Origin of the sequence: Rahnella variigena, assembly GCF_003610915.1 — a bacterium.
GTDB classification, from domain to species: domain Bacteria; phylum Pseudomonadota; class Gammaproteobacteria; order Enterobacterales; family Enterobacteriaceae; genus Rahnella; species Rahnella variigena.
Genome location: NZ_NSDJ01000001.1, coordinates 3,117,330 through 3,134,952 on the forward strand (window position 1 = coordinate 3,117,330; position 17,623 = coordinate 3,134,952).

Here is a 17,623-nt window from a genome sequence, read left to right on the forward strand (position 1 = left end):
CGTGTCATACGTGTCTAGTTCAATTATTCATATCGGTGATATTTACAAATTCAAATAGCGAATAACTAATCAGTAACGAAAGTAATTAATTAAAAAGGAGGGAGATAACGGGAAGGAGTAAAACGCCACTTACAATGCGGCGATATTGGCAGTGATACAGGCGAGAACGCCGCGGGCGATATCTACGTTTTCAGGCGGAATGCCTTCCATCACGCTGATAAGAATATCATCGGTCATGCTGCGAACCTGATTGGCAAGTTCTGTGCCGGCTTCTGTCAGCTTAATGTCTTTGGAACGACGGTCGGTTTCACCGGGGCAACGTTCCAGCAAGCCAAGCTCAGCCAGACTGTCGAACAGGCGGATAGCGGTGGGGTGTTCGACTTCCAGCAGCGAGGTGAGTTCGCCCTGAGGCAGGCGGCCATTGGCGGCTTCCAGATGTAATAACACCTGACCGCGGGCCAGAGTCAGGCCAATAGTTTTGAAGCGGGCATCACAATAGGTACGCAACTGGCGACCAATATGAATGGTCTCCGGTAAAAAACGAACGGCGGGAGAGGTTGCTTCCGGGCGGCGGCGTAATGTGGTCAAAGGTTCCTCACTGTCGGAGCGTAAGCAGGTTTTAGTCGCGTCAGAGTAGCACGATGGGCAACATTTACCAGAAAAGGGAGGTCGCTGTTAACATTTTGAGACAAGTGGAAGCAGGATCTAAGCAAAGTATTCAAAAAGTATTTATTCTGTCAGCAAGGTTTTTTTCATGATTATTTTCATCCCTATGACGGAGAATTACGATGCAACCAGTCATCAATATGATCACCCTGGGCGTTAAAGATTTAGCCATCGCCACCGAGTTTTATCAGCACGGACTTGGCTTCCCTAAAGTGGTCATTGATTCTGACGGTGTCAGCTTCTTTGAGTTAGCCGGTGCCTGGTTGTCGTTATTCCCCTGGGAAGAACTGGCAAAGGATGCGCAGGTCAGCGCTGAAGGACAGGGTTTTCGCGGTATGGCACTGGCACAAACTGTCGCCAGTGAGGCTAAAGTGGACGCGGTATTAGCGCAGGCAGTGAAAGCGGGCGGCAAACTGATCAAACCCGGACAAAAAGTCTTCTGGGGCGGATATTCGGGGTATTTCGCCGATCCGGACGGACATCTGTGGGAAATTGCTTATAACCCGTTTATGCAGATAGGGCCGCAGGAAGAATGATTTCTTGTTTTCCCGGCGCTGACAAGCGCCGGGTAGCGTTGCAGTGGATTGCGATCCTGCTTCCAACTTTATAATTTAATGTTTTTTTTGCCACTCCTCTTTTGTTTATGGCCTTCACGCAAAGGTTCACGGTCATCTCTCTCCTTAGACTCCTCCTCAACGTGTTATCAGCTGAGGAAAAACTATGCGCAATTCACGACCGCTTAACGCAGCCTTATTCGGGATAGGGCTTAATACGTACTGGCCACAATTCACCGGTCTGGAAGCACGGCTGACAGGCTATCTCGGGCAAATCGAGCAGCAACTTACTTCGCCGGAGATCCTCATTCATAACGGCGGGCTGGTCGACAGTGTGGAAAAAAGCGACACGCTTGCCGCTGAACTGAAACAGGTTTCTCCGGACGTCATTATTATCGCCATCAGCACTTACGCTCTGAGTTCAACAGTGTTACCGCTGGTGCAGCAATTTCAGGTTCCGGTGCTGATCCTGGCTCTTCAGCCTGAACGTCATCTTCCGTATCAGGTTATCAGTGAAATGACCGATCGCGGGGCACGGACCGGTGAATGGCTGGCACATTGCCAGGCATGCAGCGCGCCGGAACTGGCCAATGTGTTTAACCGTGCGGGCATTGCATACGAGATGATTGTCGGCGCGCTGAATAATGACCCGTATGTCTGGCAGCAAACACAGCAATGGCTGACCGCGATTGGCGTAAAAATCCGGCTGGGCAAAAGTACGGTGGGAGTACTGGGGCATTATTACAACGGCATGGTGGATGTGTATTCCAACATGACCAATCTTTCAGCCAAATTAGGTGTCCGCTTTAAACCCCTCGAGATGTGCGAGCTGAACAGTTTGCGTGAGCAGGTCAGTGATGCGCAACGTGAGGCTAAACAGAAGGAAGTCGGGAGAAGTCTCCGCACAGATACCAGTTGCGATAAAGCCGAGCTCGAAAGGGCAGTGACGACCGCCGTCGCGCTTGAGCAACTGGTTGATAATAACGGGCTGGATGCACTGGCCTATTATTATGAAGGGGCGCCGGGCAATGCTTACGAGAACATCGTGACGTCGGTGATCCTCGGCAATACGCTGCTGACGGGGCGCAATATTCCCGTTGCTGGTGAATATGAAATCAAGAATGTTATCGCCATGAAAATCATGTCGCTGCTCGGAGCGGGGGGATCGTTCTCTGAACCTTATGGCATTGATTTTGATGATGATGTTGTGCTTTGGGGACACGACGGGCCAGCTCATCCGCTGATGGCAGAAGGTGAAGTGCGTCTGGTGCCGTTACCTGTCTATCACGGCAAACCGGGGAAGGGCATTTCTATTCAGATGAGCGTGCGTAAAGGCCCGGTAACGTTCCTTTCTGTCATCGAAGACATCAATAACCGTGTGATTTTACAATATGCCGAAGGGGAGTCGGTCGAAGGAGAAATCCTGGATATCGGGAATACTAACAGCCGTTACCGTTTCCCATTGTCAGCGCGGGAATTTACGAAAGACTGGTCATGCGGAGGAGCAGCACATCATTGCGCGATAGGGATCGGACATCAGGGCGAAACAATTGAAAAACTGGCGACGTTACTGGGCGTGGTAACACAGAGGATTTGTTGAAACATTAACAGGAATAGGTATTTTAGTTACAACATACAATATATTGCTTTTAATAACGGTGCCCGCCTGTTAGCCATAAAAAAACACCGCCATACGGCGGTGTCTGTCATTGTTCTTACAGGAAAAGAGGGAATTATAGACCCCGTTCTTCCATCAAAAGAGCCAAATCGACCAGACGGTTTGAGAAGCCCCATTCGTTATCATACCAGGCGAGGATCTTCACCAGTTTGCCGCCAATCACCAGCGTAGAAAGCCCGTCGACGATAGAAGAGCGCGGGTCGCCGCGATAATCGCTGGAAACCAAAGGTTCTTCGCTGTACCCCAGAATTCCTTTCAGAGGGCCAGATTCAGCCGCCTTACGGAATGCTGCGTTGATTTCCTCAACAGTGGCTTCACGTTTCAGATTGACCGTCAAATCAACGATGGAAACTACAGGGACCGGCACACGCAGTGAATAACCGGTCATACGGCCATCCAGTTCAGGAATGACTTTACCGATAGCTTTTGCCGCGCCGCTGGAATAAGGAACAATAGATACGGCCGCCGCACGGGCGCCGCGCAAATCTTTTTCCGGCTGGTCATGCAATGCCTGACTGTTGGTATAGGCATGTGTGGTATTCATCAGGCCATGTTCAATGCCGAATGTCTGATGCAAAACTTGCGCCGCAGGAGCCAGGCCATTAGTGGTACAGCTACCGTTACTGACAACTTTATGTTTGGCCGGGTCATACTGACCATCGTTTACACCCATCACAATCGTGATGTCATCATTTTTGGCCGGTGCGGAAATGATGACGCGTTTAGCACCACCTTGGGTGATGTGAACTTCCGCTTTTTCTTTTTCAGTGAAGAAACCGGTGGCCTCAATGACGATGTCAACGCCCACACTGCTCCATGGAATAGCCGCAGGATCTCTTTCAGAAAATACGCGGACAGTTTTGCCATCAACCAGCAACTGACCTTCGTCAGCTTTTACGTCTGCCTGTAAGGTACCGGAGAGAGAATCATATTTGAGAAGGTGAGCGAGGGTTTTGCTGTCAGTCAGGTCGTTTATGGCGACAACCTGAAAATCATTGCGACCGAGCGCAGCACGCAATACGTTACGTCCAATCCTGCCGAATCCGTTAATACCAACTTTGACCATGATGAACTCCTTAGTTATCTGACTTAGGGTTAATCTAATCTGAAGAAGGGATGGCGTAAATGACAACAATAGATCTATTTACGCCAACACGCGTGAGCAAAAACGTTCTCTGTATTCTGTAGGAGTCAGTTGTAAGTTTCTCTCAAAGACACGACGCAGATTAAGGCCGCCACCAAATCCCGTTGTGAGTGCAATTTGCTCTACGCCTTGTGTGGTTTGTTCAAGAAGCTGTCTTGCAGCATTGAGGCGAACTTCTTCGACATACTTCGCCGGTGTGATACCGGTTTCACGAGTGAATACCCGCGTAAAATTACGCGGACTCATTGCCACGCGCCCGGCCAGTCCTTCAACAGATAAATCGCCGGTAAGATTTTCAGGCAACCAGGCCTGAAGCTCGCGGATAGGGCCATCGCTGGCCTGATTCAAAAGATAGCGGCTATATTGCGCTTGTCCACCAGGCCGGCGGAGAAACATCACCAGATTTTGTGCGACGTTTATGGCAACGCTGAAGCCGTGATCATCCTCTACCAGAGCCAGGGTGAGATCGAAACCTGAACTGACACCGCCGGATGTCCAGATTTCACCGTCCTGAACGTACATCGGTCCGCGTTCGACTTTTACCTGCGGAAATTTCGCCTGCAGGGTATCAAGCAGCCGCCAGTGTGTGGTGGCATGACGGCCATTGAGCAGGCCAGCATGAGCCAGCAACATAGCACCGCCACAAATTGACACCACACGCCGCGCGTGGGGTGCCGCGTTTTTCAGCCAGTTAACAACGCTTGAGCTTTCTTCTTCAGTCAGACCTTTGCCGGTGATAATAATCGTGTCACGGGGTTCTGTCGGATCGAGATCACACAGCCGGTGGTCGGCCAGCAGGTTCAGACCTGAAATACCATGAACGACACGGTGCGATTGCGTGGTAGCCACGGCGACCTGATAAGGCGAACTTTGGGGATTACCGGGCAGCAGCTGATTGGCCTGCATCAGGATATCGACGATGCCTGCCGCTTCAAATAACATGCCACCGTCAGGAACGATAACCAGAATGGTTGTCATGGCGTTAAATATACCTTTCATACAAAATGAGTCAGATTTGAGTTTAGCAAATAACAACGTTTTACGGCAGTTAAAAGCGAAAGCAGGGTGCAGATACCAATTCTTCCATGTCTGTCACAGGTTTTCGGGTAAAAAAAAACAGATTTATGCATGATCCTGAGGGATGATATCGGTATCTTGTCAGCGTTGAGACTCACTTATTTAAACCGTGGAAATTCATGATTTCTCTACTAAAAAAACCTTTCAGACTCAGTATGATTATCATGCTGATGATTTTGGCTGGCTGCTCGAGTAAGCCGAAATATAAGAAATACGATACGCATGCCTATGATGATGAAATTGAAGATGCTGCTGACCAATATAAGGTCGACAGAAAACTCGTTAAGGCTATCATCCAGGTCGAATCAGGTTTTAATCCCGAAGCCGTAAGTCGTTCAAATGCCATTGGTTTGATGCAACTTAAAGCATCAACCAGTGGCTGTGATGCTTATCGCTATAAAGGCAAACGCGGCTGCCCTGATGACGATGATTTGCTGGATCCGGAAACCAACATTGACCTCGGAACCGCATACATCAGCGCATTGCAGCGTCAGCAACTAAACTGGATCAACGATCCGCTGACACGCCGTTATGCAACCGAAGTGGCTTATGCAAATGGTGCGGGCGCATTATTGCGAACATTCTCTGCTAATCGCCAGACCGCGATTCAGATGATCAATCAGCTGACACCCGAAGCGTTTAACTGGCATGTCCGGCAGTATCATCCGGCGCCTCAGGCACCGAGATACATGGCCAAAGTCGAGAAGGCTTATGCAGGTTTATAGCATTTAGACATGCTGAAAATGGGTACGCTACGTGAAATCTGCAGGATTAGGGTACTGATCTAATTCCAGAAATCACGTAGCGCGATCAGTTCAAAGTGCGATTTCTGATGTCAAAAAGTGGAAATGAGATGGTGACGAATCTGTTTAAGGATTTTCCTGTAAATGCACAGGAGGGAAATGAAGAAACGTTCGAGTCATTATTGATGAAGCCAGATATGCGTATCGAGAGAATTATTTCAACTGGTCAGGCGAGTCCACCGGGATTCTGGTACAGCCAGCCGCAAAGTGAATGGGTTACAGTGCTTCAGGGCTCGGCAGGTTTAAAATTTGAAAACGAGAAGGAAGTGCGCGTGATGAATGCCGGTGACTTCGTAAATATCCCGGCGTTGTGCAGACATCGTGTGGAATGGACAAGTACTGAAGAGCCAACGGTTTGGTTAGCCATTTATTATGCTGAAGAAACCCAGGACAAAGCAGGTGAGGTATGAACGGCGTTGGATATCGAGGTGCTGGTACGTAGCTGATATCTCATTTAACATAATATACATTATGCGCACCTAATCTGTAAGTCCCATTTGATAATGTCACTTTTTAGCTAGTTTATAATGTCACCCAGATACGGCGCATTTTCCACCTTTCTGGGAGATCTCTTCTGATGCTGGTAACCATGTCCAATAAAGAACTTCACCGCTTGCCGGTGATCCAGGCCGTTGTTGAAAAGCGTCTGCGTCGCCGTGATGCCGCCTCTCAGCTGGATCTCACTGAACGTCAGGTACAGCGTCTGATGAACCGCTTCCGGGAGTCCGGTGCTGCCGGGCTGACGAACACTCGTCGCGGTATGCCCGGAACTCATCACATTGATATTGCACTGCGTCATCGGATACTGACGCTGCTACGTGAAAATTACGTCGGTTTCGGGCCCACACTTGCCGCAGAAAAGCTTCAGGAGCGCCATGGGATTTCCGTTTCTGTCGAGACGTTGCGCTGCTGGATGACTGCCGACGGTCTCTGGGTGCCGCATGCCCATCGGCGACCGCGAGTTTATCAGCCCCGTTATCGACGCGACTGTTTGGGTGAACTCATTCAAATCGACGGTTCACACCACGACTGGTTTGAAGGACGTGCCTCCAAGTGCTGCCTGTTGGTTTACATCGATGATGCCACCGGTCGCCTGATGCATCTGCGGTTTTGTCAGAGCGAATCAACCTTCGACTACATGCTGGCAACGCGCGAGTACATGGATAAACACGGCAAGCCGGTGGCCTTTTACAGCGACAAGCATGCTGTGTTCAGAGTCAGCCAGGCTGAGACTCGTCGGACCGGCATGACTCAGTTCGGACGTGCGTTGCATGATCTCAATATTGAACTGATATGTGCTAACAGCAGCCAGGCTAAGGGGCGCGTCGAGCGTGCCAACCTGACCCTGCAGGATCGGCTGATTAAGGAGATGCGGCTGGAAAACATCAGTGGCATTGACGCGGCCAATGCGTGGCTGGACGTTTTTATTCGCGACTTTAATTGTCGATTCGCCAGACCCGCAACCTACCCGAAAGACCTCCATCGACCCGTCAGCGAGAACCGCTCAGAGCTGGATGATATTTTTGCCTGGCAGACGCTGCGCACGCTCTCAAAATCGTTGACCTTTCAATATGATAAGATGCTTTATCTTGTTGAACCCTCGGAGGAAAATGCGCATATTGCGGGTGAGAAAATCCTGGCTTTTGACTATCCGGACGGCACGCTGGCGTTCCGCTATGGCAACAGAACGCTGAAGTATCAGGTATTCGACAAGCTGGCCTGTATCGACCAGGGCCGCATTGTGGACAATAAGCGACTGGGGGCAGTTCTGAAATTGGCGCAGGAAAAGCAGGACGAACTCGAGACAGCGGGGAAAAGAAATCGCAGCCAACATATGCCTAAAAGGCGTGCTCAGGTTCAGGAACAACTGAGGGCAATGAACCCGGTACTTGCCGACCCGACCCTGTTCAAACCTAGTCTGAAAAGATGACCTGACTGCCCTTTTCTCTTCAGAATTTGGATAAAAAGTGACATTCAAAAATGGGAAATCAGGGTGACATTTCAAACTGGGATAGACAAAATCGCGGATTATACGATCCTTGATTAAACGGCATTACCGATACCTTTCAGACTCACACGGTATCCGGAAGTTCTTGCCCCGGATACCGCTCAACTCAATTGCTTGCGGATCTACTCACGGATAATCTGACCGACGTCTATGCGGTTGCCATCGGGATCAGCAAAAACAAAAGCACGGATACCGTACTTTCCCTACCCCGTAAATCAAGAACGAATACTACGAGCCGTTTACAATCTTTATTCGGCTCGTATAATGAGCCGAATAAGATCACTAATCGGCTCACAGGACACTAAATGGATAACCGGCAATGGATTTGGCAATCACCCGAGTGGCCTCAGTTCAACTGGGATGACGATATCATTCAGCCCCAACTGCGTCAGACACGCCTGAAAATAGGTAAACTGGTCGGTAAAGCCGAATCACGGCCCGGCCATGATGCTGCCGAATATTCTCTCGATGCGATGCTAAGTAATATTCTTTCATCATTCGCTATCGAGAATGAGCGGCTTGATGCTCATTCTGTCCGTTCATCGCTGGCCAAACGTCTTGGTCTAACCTGGCATCTTCCTGGAACCACCACAGAACACTCGGAAGGCTTAGCCAAAATGATGATGGATGTTTTCAATCCTCAGGCGGGTGATCTGACTAAATCCCTTATTTTTCAATGGCATTGCTGGTTATTTCCGGATCCAGCGCCGGCTTTTTTACGACGTGGAGAATGGCGCGGGGATGCAACAATGCGTGTCGTATCAGGCCGGACTGGAAAGGAAAAAGTGCATTATCAGGCACCGCCACGCGAACAACTTTGTGCTGAGCTCACCGCTTTTATGCAATGGTATAATCAGTCACGCTATCGGGCGGCGCTGGATCCTCTCCTTCGTGCGGGGCTGGCACATTTCTGGTTTATCACACTTCATCCTTTTGAAGACGGGAACGGTCGGATTACTCGTGCCCTCACTGATATGGCGTTATTTCAGGCCGACGATCAAAGCGTACGTTTATACGCTGTTTCAGAAGCCATTCTCAATCACCGGAAAGATTATTATAACGTGCTGGAGGCCACACAGCGCGGAACGATGGATTTAACGGCCTGGCTCAGCTGGTTTCTTAAAATGCTCGAAACCAGCGTAGATACTGCGACCAGACGTATCGATCAGACTTTGGCAAAAACGCTTTTCTGGCAAGTGCACCACAACAACGCACTCCCTGCTGAACAAGTTAAGGTGCTGAATCGTTTGCTGGACGGAGGCAATAACGGATTTGCCGAAGGGATCAGCGCGGGACAGTATCAGAAAGTGGCGAAAGTCAGTAAGGCGACCGCTACCCGTCATCTCGCTGATCTGGTCGCCCGGGGCTGTCTGACCAAAACCGCAGCGGGCGGACGCAGCAGCCGTTATATAATCAACAACACCTTTTCCCCTTTTATTGGAAACTTTATGAAAGACATCACTTTTTATGGCAGATTTGAAGATGATATTCTTGCCGGTCGTAAAACAATCACCCTGCGCGAAGCCAGTGACGCAAATTTTTCTGCCGGTGATAAGGTGCGAGTCAGCCGTTATGAGGATGACGTATTTTTCTGCAATATCGAGGTAATTTCGGTAACGCCAGTGATGTTCGATGATCTGAATGAAAAACATGCCGTGCAGGAAAATATGACACTGGAACAGTTAAAGGATGTCATTAGTGAAATTTATCCGGGCCTGAAAGAGCTGTTTATGATTGAATTCCGGCTTATCTGAGGTCATTTCGACACAGCTTAAAAGGCGCGCTATGGATCAAATCCGCGCGCCCTTTTCTACTTATTCGTTAAGTTTTTTTCATAAAAAGTTATTAAAATCAGGCTTCTTTCGCCACCTGCGTACGACGAAAACACTCCGGATGGTGAGTGTTGATCAGGCCGGTAGCTTCCAGCCAGGCATACACAATTGTTGGTCCCACAAACTTAAAGCCACGCTTTTTGAGATCCTTTGAAATACGCTCGGAAAGCGCATCTTTCGTCGGAACCGGACCCACGTGCTGAATGGCCTTTCCGCCGATTTGTGCCCAAATCCACTCACCGAAATCAACGCCAGCCTGCTGCATCGCAAGATACGCGCGGGCGTTATTAATGACCGCCGTAATCTTGATGCGCGAGCGGATAATATCGGCGTTATTCACCAGCCTTTCGATGTCATCTTCAGTGAATTCAGCCACTTTCTCCGGTTCGAAATGGCTAAATGCCAGCCGCAATGCATCGCGTTTTTTCAACACAATTCGCCAGGATAATCCGGCCTGAAAACCGTCGAGCATCAGTTTTTCCCAAAGTGCCCGGCTGTCACGTACAGGTTTCCCCCATTCTTTGTCGTGATACTCAAGCATCATCGGGTCAGTTGTGCCCCACGGACAACGGATAAGGTCAGTCATAGCGAACTCCTGCAACGGATACATCCTTTATTCTAACCTGACAGGTATCAGGACGTGATAAACTTTGTTCCCGCCCTGCTAAGCGACTAAAACTCCGAAACTGATGATTTCCCTGAAGTTCATGTGTGCACGTTTTATCATTATACCCTACACTGTATGTTGTAACTAACTGGAGGGTTTATGGCGGATTATGATTTAATTGCCCGGATGAACGGTTGTTTTAACGAACTGGAACTGGCGTTGCAGGATCTGGGGCATTTCCTGAGTCAGCTGGAATTATTGCAGGCGCGGGTCTTTGCGCTTCCTGAAGTTGTCAAAGGTGAAGAACATAACCCCGCAGACAAAATCATCGTGACACCCCACACCGGCGAAGCCGCGCAGCAACTGGCGTTACAGCATTTTCAGCGCCTGTTTATCCATCATAATAATGAGAATGTCAGCAGTAAATCCGCCGTACGTTTGCCCGGTGTGCTGTGTTATGCCGTTGATCCCGCAGAGCATCAGTCTGCCCTGCTCCTGATTGAAGAAGTGAACAAGCTGAAAGCCGAACTGGAACATATTGTGACGGTGGAGTCCGGCCTTGCACGCGAACAGCGTTTCGAGTTTGTGCATACACACCTTCGCGGGCTGATTACGCTCAACGCCTACCGCTCGGTGACGTATCTGACTGACCCGGATTCAGTGCGTTTTGGCTGGGCAAATAAGCACATTATTAAGAATGTCACCCGTGATGAAGTGCTGGCACAGCTGGAAAAAAGCCTGAATGCAGGACGTGCCGTTTCGCCTTATACGCGTGAACAATGGATGGAAAATATTAATCGTGAGATGAGCGATGTGAAACGTCTGCCGGAACACGCTGCGCTGAAATTTAAACGTCCGGTGAAAGTGCAACCTATCGCCCGCGTGTGGTATCGCAACAGCCAGAAACAGGTTCAACATCCCTGCCCGTTGCCGCTGATTGCTTTATGCCTGCGCTCTCCGATGATGCAGGTGCCGAAGTTAGGTGAACTGCATGATTACGATGTCACAACCATTAAGCATAAATACAAGCCGCAGTCACAGCCGCTGAGTCTGCTGATTAAGCGCCTGCATCTGTACACCGACTATCCGCTGTAAACTTCAGAATGCCGCCATAAAAAAGGTCCGGTTTCCCGGACCTTATTCACTATGCTTTGATGAAAAACCTTAAGCTTTCATACTGCCAACCATGGCTTCCGGACGCACCCATTCATCAAACTGTTCTTCAGTCAGATAACCGAGTTTCAGTGCAGAACCCTTGAGCGTCAGCCCTTCTTTATGTGCTTTCTTGGCAATTTCAGCGGCTTTGTCATAGCCGATATGCGTATTCAGTGCCGTCACCAGCATCAGCGATTCATTCAGCAACTGAGTGATCCGGTCGCGGTTCGGTTCAATACCCACAGCGCAATGCTCATTGAAACCACGCATTCCGTCGGCCAGCAGACGCACCGATTGCAGGAAGTTATGGATCACCAGCGGACGGAAGACATTCAGCTCAAAGTTACCGGAAGCCCCGCCAATATTCACCGCGACATCGTTACCCAGCACCTGCGCGCACAGCATGGTCATGGCTTCGCACTGCGTCGGGTTCACTTTACCTGGCATGATGGAACTGCCTGGCTCGTTTTCGGGGATAGAAATTTCGCCAATACCACAACGCGGGCCGGAAGATAACCAGCGTACATCGTTGGCGATTTTCATCAGCGAGGCGGCCAGACCTTTCAGCGCCCCGTGTCCGTGAACCAGCGCATCGCAGGTGGCCAGCGCTTCGAATTTATTCGGCGACGTGACAAACGGTTGATTGGTCAGTTCCGCCAATGCTTTCGCCACGCGCACCGCATATTCCGGGTGCGTATTCAGGCCGGTTCCCACTGCGGTACCGCCCAGCGCCAGCTCGGCAATGTGCGGAATGCTGTTTTCAATGTGGGTTAAATTATGCGCCAGCATCGCCACCCAACCGGAAATTTCCTGACCCAGCGTCAGCGGCGTGGCGTCCTGTAAATGCGTGCGGCCAATTTTGACGATATCGCGATACGCATCCGCTTTTGCTGCCAGCGTTTTGTGCAGCACTTTCAGCTCAGGGATCAGCGTCTCACGCAGTTCAATCACCGCGGCGACGTGCATCGCGGTCGGAAACACATCGTTGGAACTCTGACTCTTGTTGACGTCATCGTTCGGGTGAACTTTACGCGCTTCGCCCCGCTCGCCGCCGAGAATTTCACTGGCGCGGTTTGCCAGCACTTCATTCATGTTCATATTGGTCTGGGTGCCGGAGCCGGTCTGCCAAATAGCCAGCGGGAATTCTGCCGGATGCTGCCCGGCAAGCACTTCATCAGCGGCGGCAATAATGGCGTTTCCGCGCTCTGCCGGCAGCAACCCCAAATCCATGTTCACACTGGCGGCCGCACGTTTGGTCAGAGCCAGCGCGTGGATCAGCGCTTCAGGCATTTTTTCAGAAGAAATACGAAAATGCTCCAGGGAACGTTGCGTCTGTGCGCCCCAAAGCTTATCTGTCGGAACATCAATTGGCCCCATTGAGTCTTTTTCAATGCGTGTTGCTGCCATTACTGTCTCCTTAGATGCTTATTACGATGATAAATCAGGTTTTTTTGCAGGTTTTTGAATGCCGCTCGCGCTCCCACGCATCCGTTGGCGACCGTTCAATTATAGTGACTTATAAGGCTGGCGTATAATTCGATTCGATCTCCATACTGAAATTACGCGCTCATGGCACTTTTTGGGGCTTCGCAGTTGTAATGCCTGCTTTGGCATTGTTTACTAGGCGGCAATATTTTCTATTCAGGATGAAGCAATGCAAAAGATGCATAACGGTGTACAGAATTACGCCTGGGGCAGCAAAGACGCGCTGACCAAACTCTACGGAATTACCGACCCGCAAGACCGTCCGATGGCCGAATTATGGATGGGCGCTCATCCTAAAAGCAGTTCTCAGGTTGAGAATGCCAGCGGTCAGACCGTCTCTCTGCGTGATCAAATCAGCGCTGACCTTAACGGTCAGTTAGGGACTAAAGTCGCTAAACGTTTTGGCGAGTTGCCATTCCTGTTCAAAGTGCTTTGCGCCGATCAGCCACTTTCTATTCAGGTTCACCCAAGCAAAGGTGCCGCTGAAATTGGTTTTGCGAAGGAAAATGCTGCCGGGATCCCTCTGGACGCCGCCGAGCGTAATTATAAAGATCCGAACCACAAGCCTGAGCTGGTTTATGCCCTGACGCCTTTCCAGGCAATGAACGGTTTTCGTGAGTTGCGCGACATCGTTTCTTTACTGCAACCTGTCGCAGGCGCGCATCAGCTGATCGCCAGCTTCCTGAACTTCCCGGATGTTGACCATCTGCGTACCCTGTTTGCCGGTCTGCTGAGCCTCGAAGGTGAAGAAAAATCCCGTGCGCTGGACGTTCTGAAATCCGTGCTCGATGATCAACACGGCGAGCCGTGGGACACCATCCGCAGCATTTCTGAATTTTATCCAGATGACAGCGGCCTGTTCTCTCCGCTGCTGCTGAACGTGATTACCTTGCAGCCGGGCGAAGGCATGTTCCTGTATGCTGAAACCCCGCACGCTTACCTGAAAGGCGTTTCACTGGAAGTGATGGCGAATTCCGATAACGTGCTGCGCGCCGGTCTGACGCCAAAATACATCGATATTCCTGAATTACTGGCCAACCTGAAATTCAATGCGAAACCGGCCGCTGAATTACTCACTACGCCGGTCGTAAAAGGCGCAGAACTCAACTTCCCGATCCCTGTCGAAGATTTTGCATTTTCAATTCACAGCCTTGCTGCAGAACCGCAAACGCTGGCACAGGATAGCGCTGCTATTGTCTTCTGTATTGAAGGCCAGAGCGTTCTGGCAAAAAATGATGAAACGCTGGTGCTCAGCCCTGGCGAATCATGTTTCTTGTCTGCCGGTGAGTCTCCGGTCACGGTCAGCGGTAACGGTCGCATTGCACGGGTGTTCAATACGCTGGTGAAATGATCTGAAGCCTAAACAAAATGGGGCTAACTGCCCCATTTTGATGATTTTTTTGCTGATTCAGCTACACTCTGAAGACTAATAACGCCGTAAGGCGTTTTTTATTTTCGGGATATTTCATAAGGATAAACAGAGATATGAAGAAGTCACTAGTCGCTGTAAGCGTCATTGTAGTCCTTGGCGCGGCCTGGACAGGCGTCTCCTGGTACACGGGAAAACTGATTGAGCAGCATATGGACGAGCAGGTCGCCAATGCCAACAGCCAGCTGCAAAGCGCTTATCCGAAAGCCGGTCTCAAAGTCAGCTATGAAGATTACCAGCGCGGATTGTTCAGCAGCAAAATGCGCATCGTTCTGCGTCCGGATGCTGCCGCTGCCACCGCAGGCAGCAGTGTGCTGAAAACTGGTGACGAAATTGCCTTTATCGAAACCATCGACCACGGTCCGTTCCCTGCCGCTCAGTTGAAAAAATTCAACCTGATCCCAAGCATGGCCTCTGTTCATTCCGAACTGCAAAACACGCCGACCGTTAAAGGCTTGTTTGATGTGACCAAAGGGAAATCCCTGGTTACCGTCGATACCCGCGTTTCTTATAGTGGCGCGAGTGCATCGGCGATTGACATCATTCCTCTGACGTACCAGAAAGACGAAAGCCAGCTGGCCTTCTCCGGCGGTACCATCAATGTGGATGTTGATAAAGACCTGACCGCCATGAAGCTCGATGCTAATACCGACAGCATCGCGCTGACGTCTAAAAACCAGTGGGGGCAACTAGAGAAAGTAACTCTGGCAGGTTTTAGCATGGACAGTGATACCCGTCAGGGTAAATTCCAGGTGGGCGTGGGCGATCAGAACCTGACCGTGAAGCAGATCCTGGTGAACGTTGATGGCAAAGACGCCGGTTCTCTGGACAACTTCAAGCTGGTCAGCAAATTCTCAGAAAACGGCAATAACATTGGCGGACAGCAAGATTACACCATCGATGCACTGAAAGTTCAGGGTCAGGATTTCGGTTCTGCAAAACTGACCCTGAAGCTGGATAAGCTTGATGGCGCAGCCCTGAAACAGTTTGCCGACAACTACAATCAGCAGTCACGTGAGTTGCTGATGAAGCAAGGTGAACTGGATCCTGCGGCTTATCAGCAGCAGGCCGCGGATTTACTGCTGGCAAATCTGCCGTTACTGCTTAAGGGTAATCCGACCATCAGCATTGCTCCGCTGAGCTGGAAAAACAGCAAAGGCGAAAGCAGCTTCAATCTGCTGCTGGATCTGAAAGACCCGGCTGCCACCCCGGCACAAACGCAAGATCAGATGCTGTCTCAGCTGGTGAATAAAGTGGACGCCAAACTGACGATCCCTCTGCCAATGGCGACTCAGGTGACCACTCAGGTTGCGCAGATCGAAGGCTATAATGCTGACGACGCCACTAAACTGGCTCAGCAGCAGGTTCAGGGGCTGGCGGCGATGGGTCAGATGTTTAAACTGACCACAGTGAAAGACGACACTATCACCAGCAGTTTCCATTACGCTGACAATCAGGTTGACCTGAATGGCCAGAAAATGACGTTGCAGGAATTCGCCGGGCTGTTCGGTATTCTGGGTGGGCCAGCAGCGCCAGCCCCGACGCCTGAGCAGGAAACCCCGGTAGCACCCGTTCCGGCTCAGTAATCTGTAACGACAGAGCTCATATTACTGGAACTGATCAAAGCCCGTTGAAAAACGGGCTTTTTTTATGCGTCATAAGCCTACAACCCCCTGCGTTTTATCCGGTAAAAGAGTGATATGATTCACACAATCAATTTTTTACCATAGGATTTTCAGGCGTGACCACTCCTACTGACCTCCTTCGTCTGCAAGACGTCTCTTTTACACTCAACAATATTCCGCTTCTTGAACCTGTTTCCCTCACCCTCAATCCGGGTGAATTCACCTTACTGACCGGCCCTTCGGGCAGCGGTAAAAGTACGTTGCTGAAGATCGTTGCTGCGTTGCAAACGCCGACCGGCGGGAAGCTCTGGTTTAAAGGTGAAGATATCGCGCAAATTAAGCCCGAAACCTACCGCCAGCGGGTGTCCTATTGCTTCCAGACACCATCGCTGTTTGGCGAAACAGTGTATGACAACCTCGCCCTGCCTTATCAGATCCGCAATAAAAAGCCTGATGACGCGCAACTTCGCGACTGGCTGAAACGGGTGAATATATCGGAGGATATGCTGACCAAGCGAACACAGGAGCTTTCCGGCGGAGAAAAGCAGCGTGTCGCCCTGCTGCGTAATCTGCAATTTATGCCGGACGTATTGCTGCTTGATGAGATCACCAGCGCACTCGATGAAGAAAATAAGAAAAACATCAACGAGATCATCGCGGATCTGGCTGACAAAGAGCGGATCGCCGTATTGTGGGTAAGCCATGATCAGAATGAAATCCGCCACGCGAAACATGTCGTCACTTTGACCCGTCATTCACAAGGAAGCGCGGCTCATGAATCAGCATAATATTACTAACCAGTCGCTGGCTCTCGCACTGATCCTTGTGGTCGTCGCCCTGCTGGTCAGCAAAAAAGAAAAACTCGGTCTCGAAAAAGACATTATCTGGAGCGTCGCCCGCGCCGTCGTGCAGTTAGTGATTGTCGGCTATGTGCTCAAATACATTTTCGATATCAATAACAGTCTGTTAACGGTACTGATGGTTTTGTTCATCTGCGTGAATGCCGCACTGAACGCCAAAAAACGCAGCCGCAACATTGATAACGGTTTTATTATTTCGTTTATCGCGATCACGACTGGCACCGCGCTGACCCTGTCCATTCTGATCCTGAGCGGCTCGATTGAGTTTCTGCCCATGCAGGTTATCCCGATTTCAGGAATGATTGCCGGTAACGCGATGGTGGCGGTAGGGTTGTGTTACAGCAATCTGAATCAGCGCTTTCTCGATAATCAGCAAAAAATCCTCGAGATGCTGAGTCTGGGTGCACCGGTAAAAATGGCTTCAGGGCAGATTATCCGTGACAGTATTCGTGCTGCGATGATCCCGACGGTCGATGCCGCCAAAACGGTGGGGATTGTGAGTTTACCGGGGATGATGTCAGGGCTGATTTTTGCGGGTATCGATCCGGTGAAAGCGATCAAGTATCAGATTATGGTGACATTTATGCTGCTGGCGACCGCCAGTTTATCGACAATTATTGCCGGTTATCTGTCTTATAAACGTTTCTACAATGACCGTGCTCAACTGCGCGATTTGCAATCATCATAATATTTTCTTGCC

16 protein-coding genes and 1 pseudogene are annotated in these 17,623 nt (G+C 50.3%); 12 read left to right on the plus strand and 5 right to left on the minus strand.

The genetic code is table 11. The features are described from left to right. Positions 1–129: 129 nt before the first annotated feature. On the minus strand, positions 130–588 hold the full coding sequence (locus CKQ54_RS14450) for a MarR family winged helix-turn-helix transcriptional regulator (RefSeq protein ID WP_120163891.1): 459 nt from the start codon (positions 586–588) through the stop codon (positions 130–132). Positions 589–788: 200 nt separating this feature from the next. Between CKQ54_RS14450 and CKQ54_RS14455 the strand changes: the two genes are divergently transcribed. Continuing rightward, positions 789–1,202, plus strand: coding sequence for a VOC family protein (locus CKQ54_RS14455; RefSeq protein WP_112287025.1), 414 nt, complete (start codon positions 789–791; stop codon positions 1,200–1,202). Positions 1,203–1,386: 184 nt separating this feature from the next. Further along, positions 1,387–2,820, plus strand: a complete 1,434-nt coding sequence (locus tag CKQ54_RS14460) for an L-fucose/L-arabinose isomerase family protein (RefSeq protein WP_120163892.1) — start codon at positions 1,387–1,389, stop codon at positions 2,818–2,820. A 133-nt stretch (positions 2,821–2,953) separates the two neighbouring features. Here CKQ54_RS14460 and gap read toward each other — a convergent pair whose 3' ends face one another. Next, positions 2,954–3,964 (minus strand): type I glyceraldehyde-3-phosphate dehydrogenase, encoded by a 1,011-nt coding sequence (gene gap, locus CKQ54_RS14465; protein WP_120163894.1) that lies wholly within the window; start codon positions 3,962–3,964, stop codon positions 2,954–2,956. A gap of 78 nt (positions 3,965–4,042) precedes the next feature. Further along, complete coding sequence (locus CKQ54_RS14470) at positions 4,043–5,020, minus strand: GlxA family transcriptional regulator (protein WP_120163896.1); 978 nt, start codon at positions 5,018–5,020, stop codon at positions 4,043–4,045. 218 nt (positions 5,021–5,238) lie between these two features. On the opposite strand from CKQ54_RS14470, the gene CKQ54_RS14475 reads away from it, so the two are divergent. The 5 genes and pseudogenes from CKQ54_RS14475 to yqfB all read left to right on the plus strand — a co-directional run bounded on the left by CKQ54_RS14475 (position 5,239) and on the right by yqfB (position 9,684). Continuing rightward, positions 5,239–5,844 (plus strand): transglycosylase SLT domain-containing protein, encoded by a 606-nt coding sequence (locus CKQ54_RS14475; RefSeq protein WP_112287029.1) that lies wholly within the window; start codon positions 5,239–5,241, stop codon positions 5,842–5,844. 128 nt (positions 5,845–5,972) lie between these two features. Beyond that, the gene (locus CKQ54_RS14480; RefSeq protein WP_120163897.1) at positions 5,973–6,332 is read left to right on the plus strand and encodes a cupin domain-containing protein; all 360 of its coding nucleotides are present in this window, start codon (positions 5,973–5,975) and stop codon (positions 6,330–6,332) included. Positions 6,333–6,511: 179 nt separating this feature from the next. Next, positions 6,512–7,852 (plus strand): ISNCY family transposase, encoded by a 1,341-nt coding sequence (locus CKQ54_RS14485; RefSeq protein WP_120349703.1) that lies wholly within the window; start codon positions 6,512–6,514, stop codon positions 7,850–7,852. A 383-nt stretch (positions 7,853–8,235) separates the two neighbouring features. Beyond that, a pseudogene (locus tag CKQ54_RS14495) lies at positions 8,236–9,339 on the plus strand (Fic family protein); the annotation flags it as partial. 39 nt (positions 9,340–9,378) lie between these two features. Then, positions 9,379–9,684: a N(4)-acetylcytidine aminohydrolase gene (gene yqfB, locus CKQ54_RS25530; RefSeq protein ID WP_165929008.1), complete on the plus strand. Its 306-nt coding sequence runs from the start codon at positions 9,379–9,381 to the stop codon at positions 9,682–9,684. 97 nt (positions 9,685–9,781) lie between these two features. Here yqfB and CKQ54_RS14500 read toward each other — a convergent pair whose 3' ends face one another. Then, positions 9,782–10,348, minus strand: coding sequence for a DNA-3-methyladenine glycosylase I (locus CKQ54_RS14500; RefSeq protein WP_112287031.1), 567 nt, complete (start codon positions 10,346–10,348; stop codon positions 9,782–9,784). Positions 10,349–10,528: 180 nt separating this feature from the next. Here CKQ54_RS14500 and tus point away from each other — a divergent pair, with 180 nt between their 5' ends. After that, positions 10,529–11,464, plus strand: a complete 936-nt coding sequence (gene tus, locus CKQ54_RS14505; protein WP_112287032.1) for a DNA replication terminus site-binding protein — start codon at positions 10,529–10,531, stop codon at positions 11,462–11,464. A 69-nt stretch (positions 11,465–11,533) separates the two neighbouring features. Here tus and fumC read toward each other — a convergent pair whose 3' ends face one another. Beyond that, a complete protein-coding gene (gene fumC, locus CKQ54_RS14510; protein ID WP_120162570.1) occupies positions 11,534–12,931 on the minus strand; it encodes a class II fumarate hydratase in 1,398 nt (465 codons plus the stop codon). A gap of 247 nt (positions 12,932–13,178) precedes the next feature. On the opposite strand from fumC, the gene manA reads away from it, so the two are divergent. The 4 genes from manA to fetB all read left to right on the plus strand — a co-directional run bounded on the left by manA (position 13,179) and on the right by fetB (position 17,611). Continuing rightward, positions 13,179–14,360, plus strand: coding sequence for a mannose-6-phosphate isomerase (gene manA, locus CKQ54_RS14515; RefSeq protein ID WP_120162569.1), 1,182 nt, complete (start codon positions 13,179–13,181; stop codon positions 14,358–14,360). A 134-nt stretch (positions 14,361–14,494) separates the two neighbouring features. After that, positions 14,495–16,024 (plus strand): YdgA family protein, encoded by a 1,530-nt coding sequence (locus tag CKQ54_RS14520; RefSeq protein WP_120162568.1) that lies wholly within the window; start codon positions 14,495–14,497, stop codon positions 16,022–16,024. A gap of 155 nt (positions 16,025–16,179) precedes the next feature. Beyond that, positions 16,180–16,851 (plus strand): iron efflux ABC transporter ATP-binding subunit FetA, encoded by a 672-nt coding sequence (fetA, locus tag CKQ54_RS14525; RefSeq protein ID WP_120162567.1) that lies wholly within the window; start codon positions 16,180–16,182, stop codon positions 16,849–16,851. Then, positions 16,838–17,611 (plus strand): iron efflux ABC transporter permease subunit FetB, encoded by a 774-nt coding sequence (gene fetB / locus CKQ54_RS14530; protein WP_120162566.1) that lies wholly within the window; start codon positions 16,838–16,840, stop codon positions 17,609–17,611. The genes fetA and fetB overlap by 14 nt, the downstream gene beginning before the upstream one ends. Positions 17,612–17,623: the final 12 nt, after the last annotated feature.

What these genes read in the sequence shown, in the direction of transcription:
- CKQ54_RS14475 (WP_112287029.1), top strand. Translation starts at nt 5,239, where the DNA reads ATGATTTCTCTACTAAAAAAACCTTTCAGACTCAGTATGATTATCATG.
- CKQ54_RS14485 (WP_120349703.1), top strand. Translation starts at nt 6,512, where the DNA reads ATGTCCAATAAAGAACTTCACCGCTTGCCGGTGATCCAGGCCGTTGTT.
- fumC (WP_120162570.1), bottom strand. Translation starts at nt 12,931, where the DNA reads ATGGCAGCAACACGCATTGAAAAAGACTCAATGGGGCCAATTGATGTT.
- CKQ54_RS14500 (WP_112287031.1), bottom strand. Translation starts at nt 10,348, where the DNA reads ATGACTGACCTTATCCGTTGTCCGTGGGGCACAACTGACCCGATGATG.
- gap (WP_120163894.1), bottom strand. Translation starts at nt 3,964, where the DNA reads ATGGTCAAAGTTGGTATTAACGGATTCGGCAGGATTGGACGTAACGTA.
- CKQ54_RS14520 (WP_120162568.1), top strand. Translation starts at nt 14,495, where the DNA reads ATGAAGAAGTCACTAGTCGCTGTAAGCGTCATTGTAGTCCTTGGCGCG.
- manA (WP_120162569.1), top strand. Translation starts at nt 13,179, where the DNA reads ATGCAAAAGATGCATAACGGTGTACAGAATTACGCCTGGGGCAGCAAA.
- CKQ54_RS14470 (WP_120163896.1), bottom strand. Translation starts at nt 5,020, where the DNA reads ATGACAACCATTCTGGTTATCGTTCCTGACGGTGGCATGTTATTTGAA.
- fetB (WP_120162566.1), top strand. Translation starts at nt 16,838, where the DNA reads ATGAATCAGCATAATATTACTAACCAGTCGCTGGCTCTCGCACTGATC.
- CKQ54_RS14480 (WP_120163897.1), top strand. Translation starts at nt 5,973, where the DNA reads ATGGTGACGAATCTGTTTAAGGATTTTCCTGTAAATGCACAGGAGGGA.
- tus (WP_112287032.1), top strand. Translation starts at nt 10,529, where the DNA reads ATGGCGGATTATGATTTAATTGCCCGGATGAACGGTTGTTTTAACGAA.
- CKQ54_RS14455 (WP_112287025.1), top strand. Translation starts at nt 789, where the DNA reads ATGCAACCAGTCATCAATATGATCACCCTGGGCGTTAAAGATTTAGCC.
- yqfB (WP_165929008.1), top strand. Translation starts at nt 9,379, where the DNA reads ATGAAAGACATCACTTTTTATGGCAGATTTGAAGATGATATTCTTGCC.
- CKQ54_RS14460 (WP_120163892.1), top strand. Translation starts at nt 1,387, where the DNA reads ATGCGCAATTCACGACCGCTTAACGCAGCCTTATTCGGGATAGGGCTT.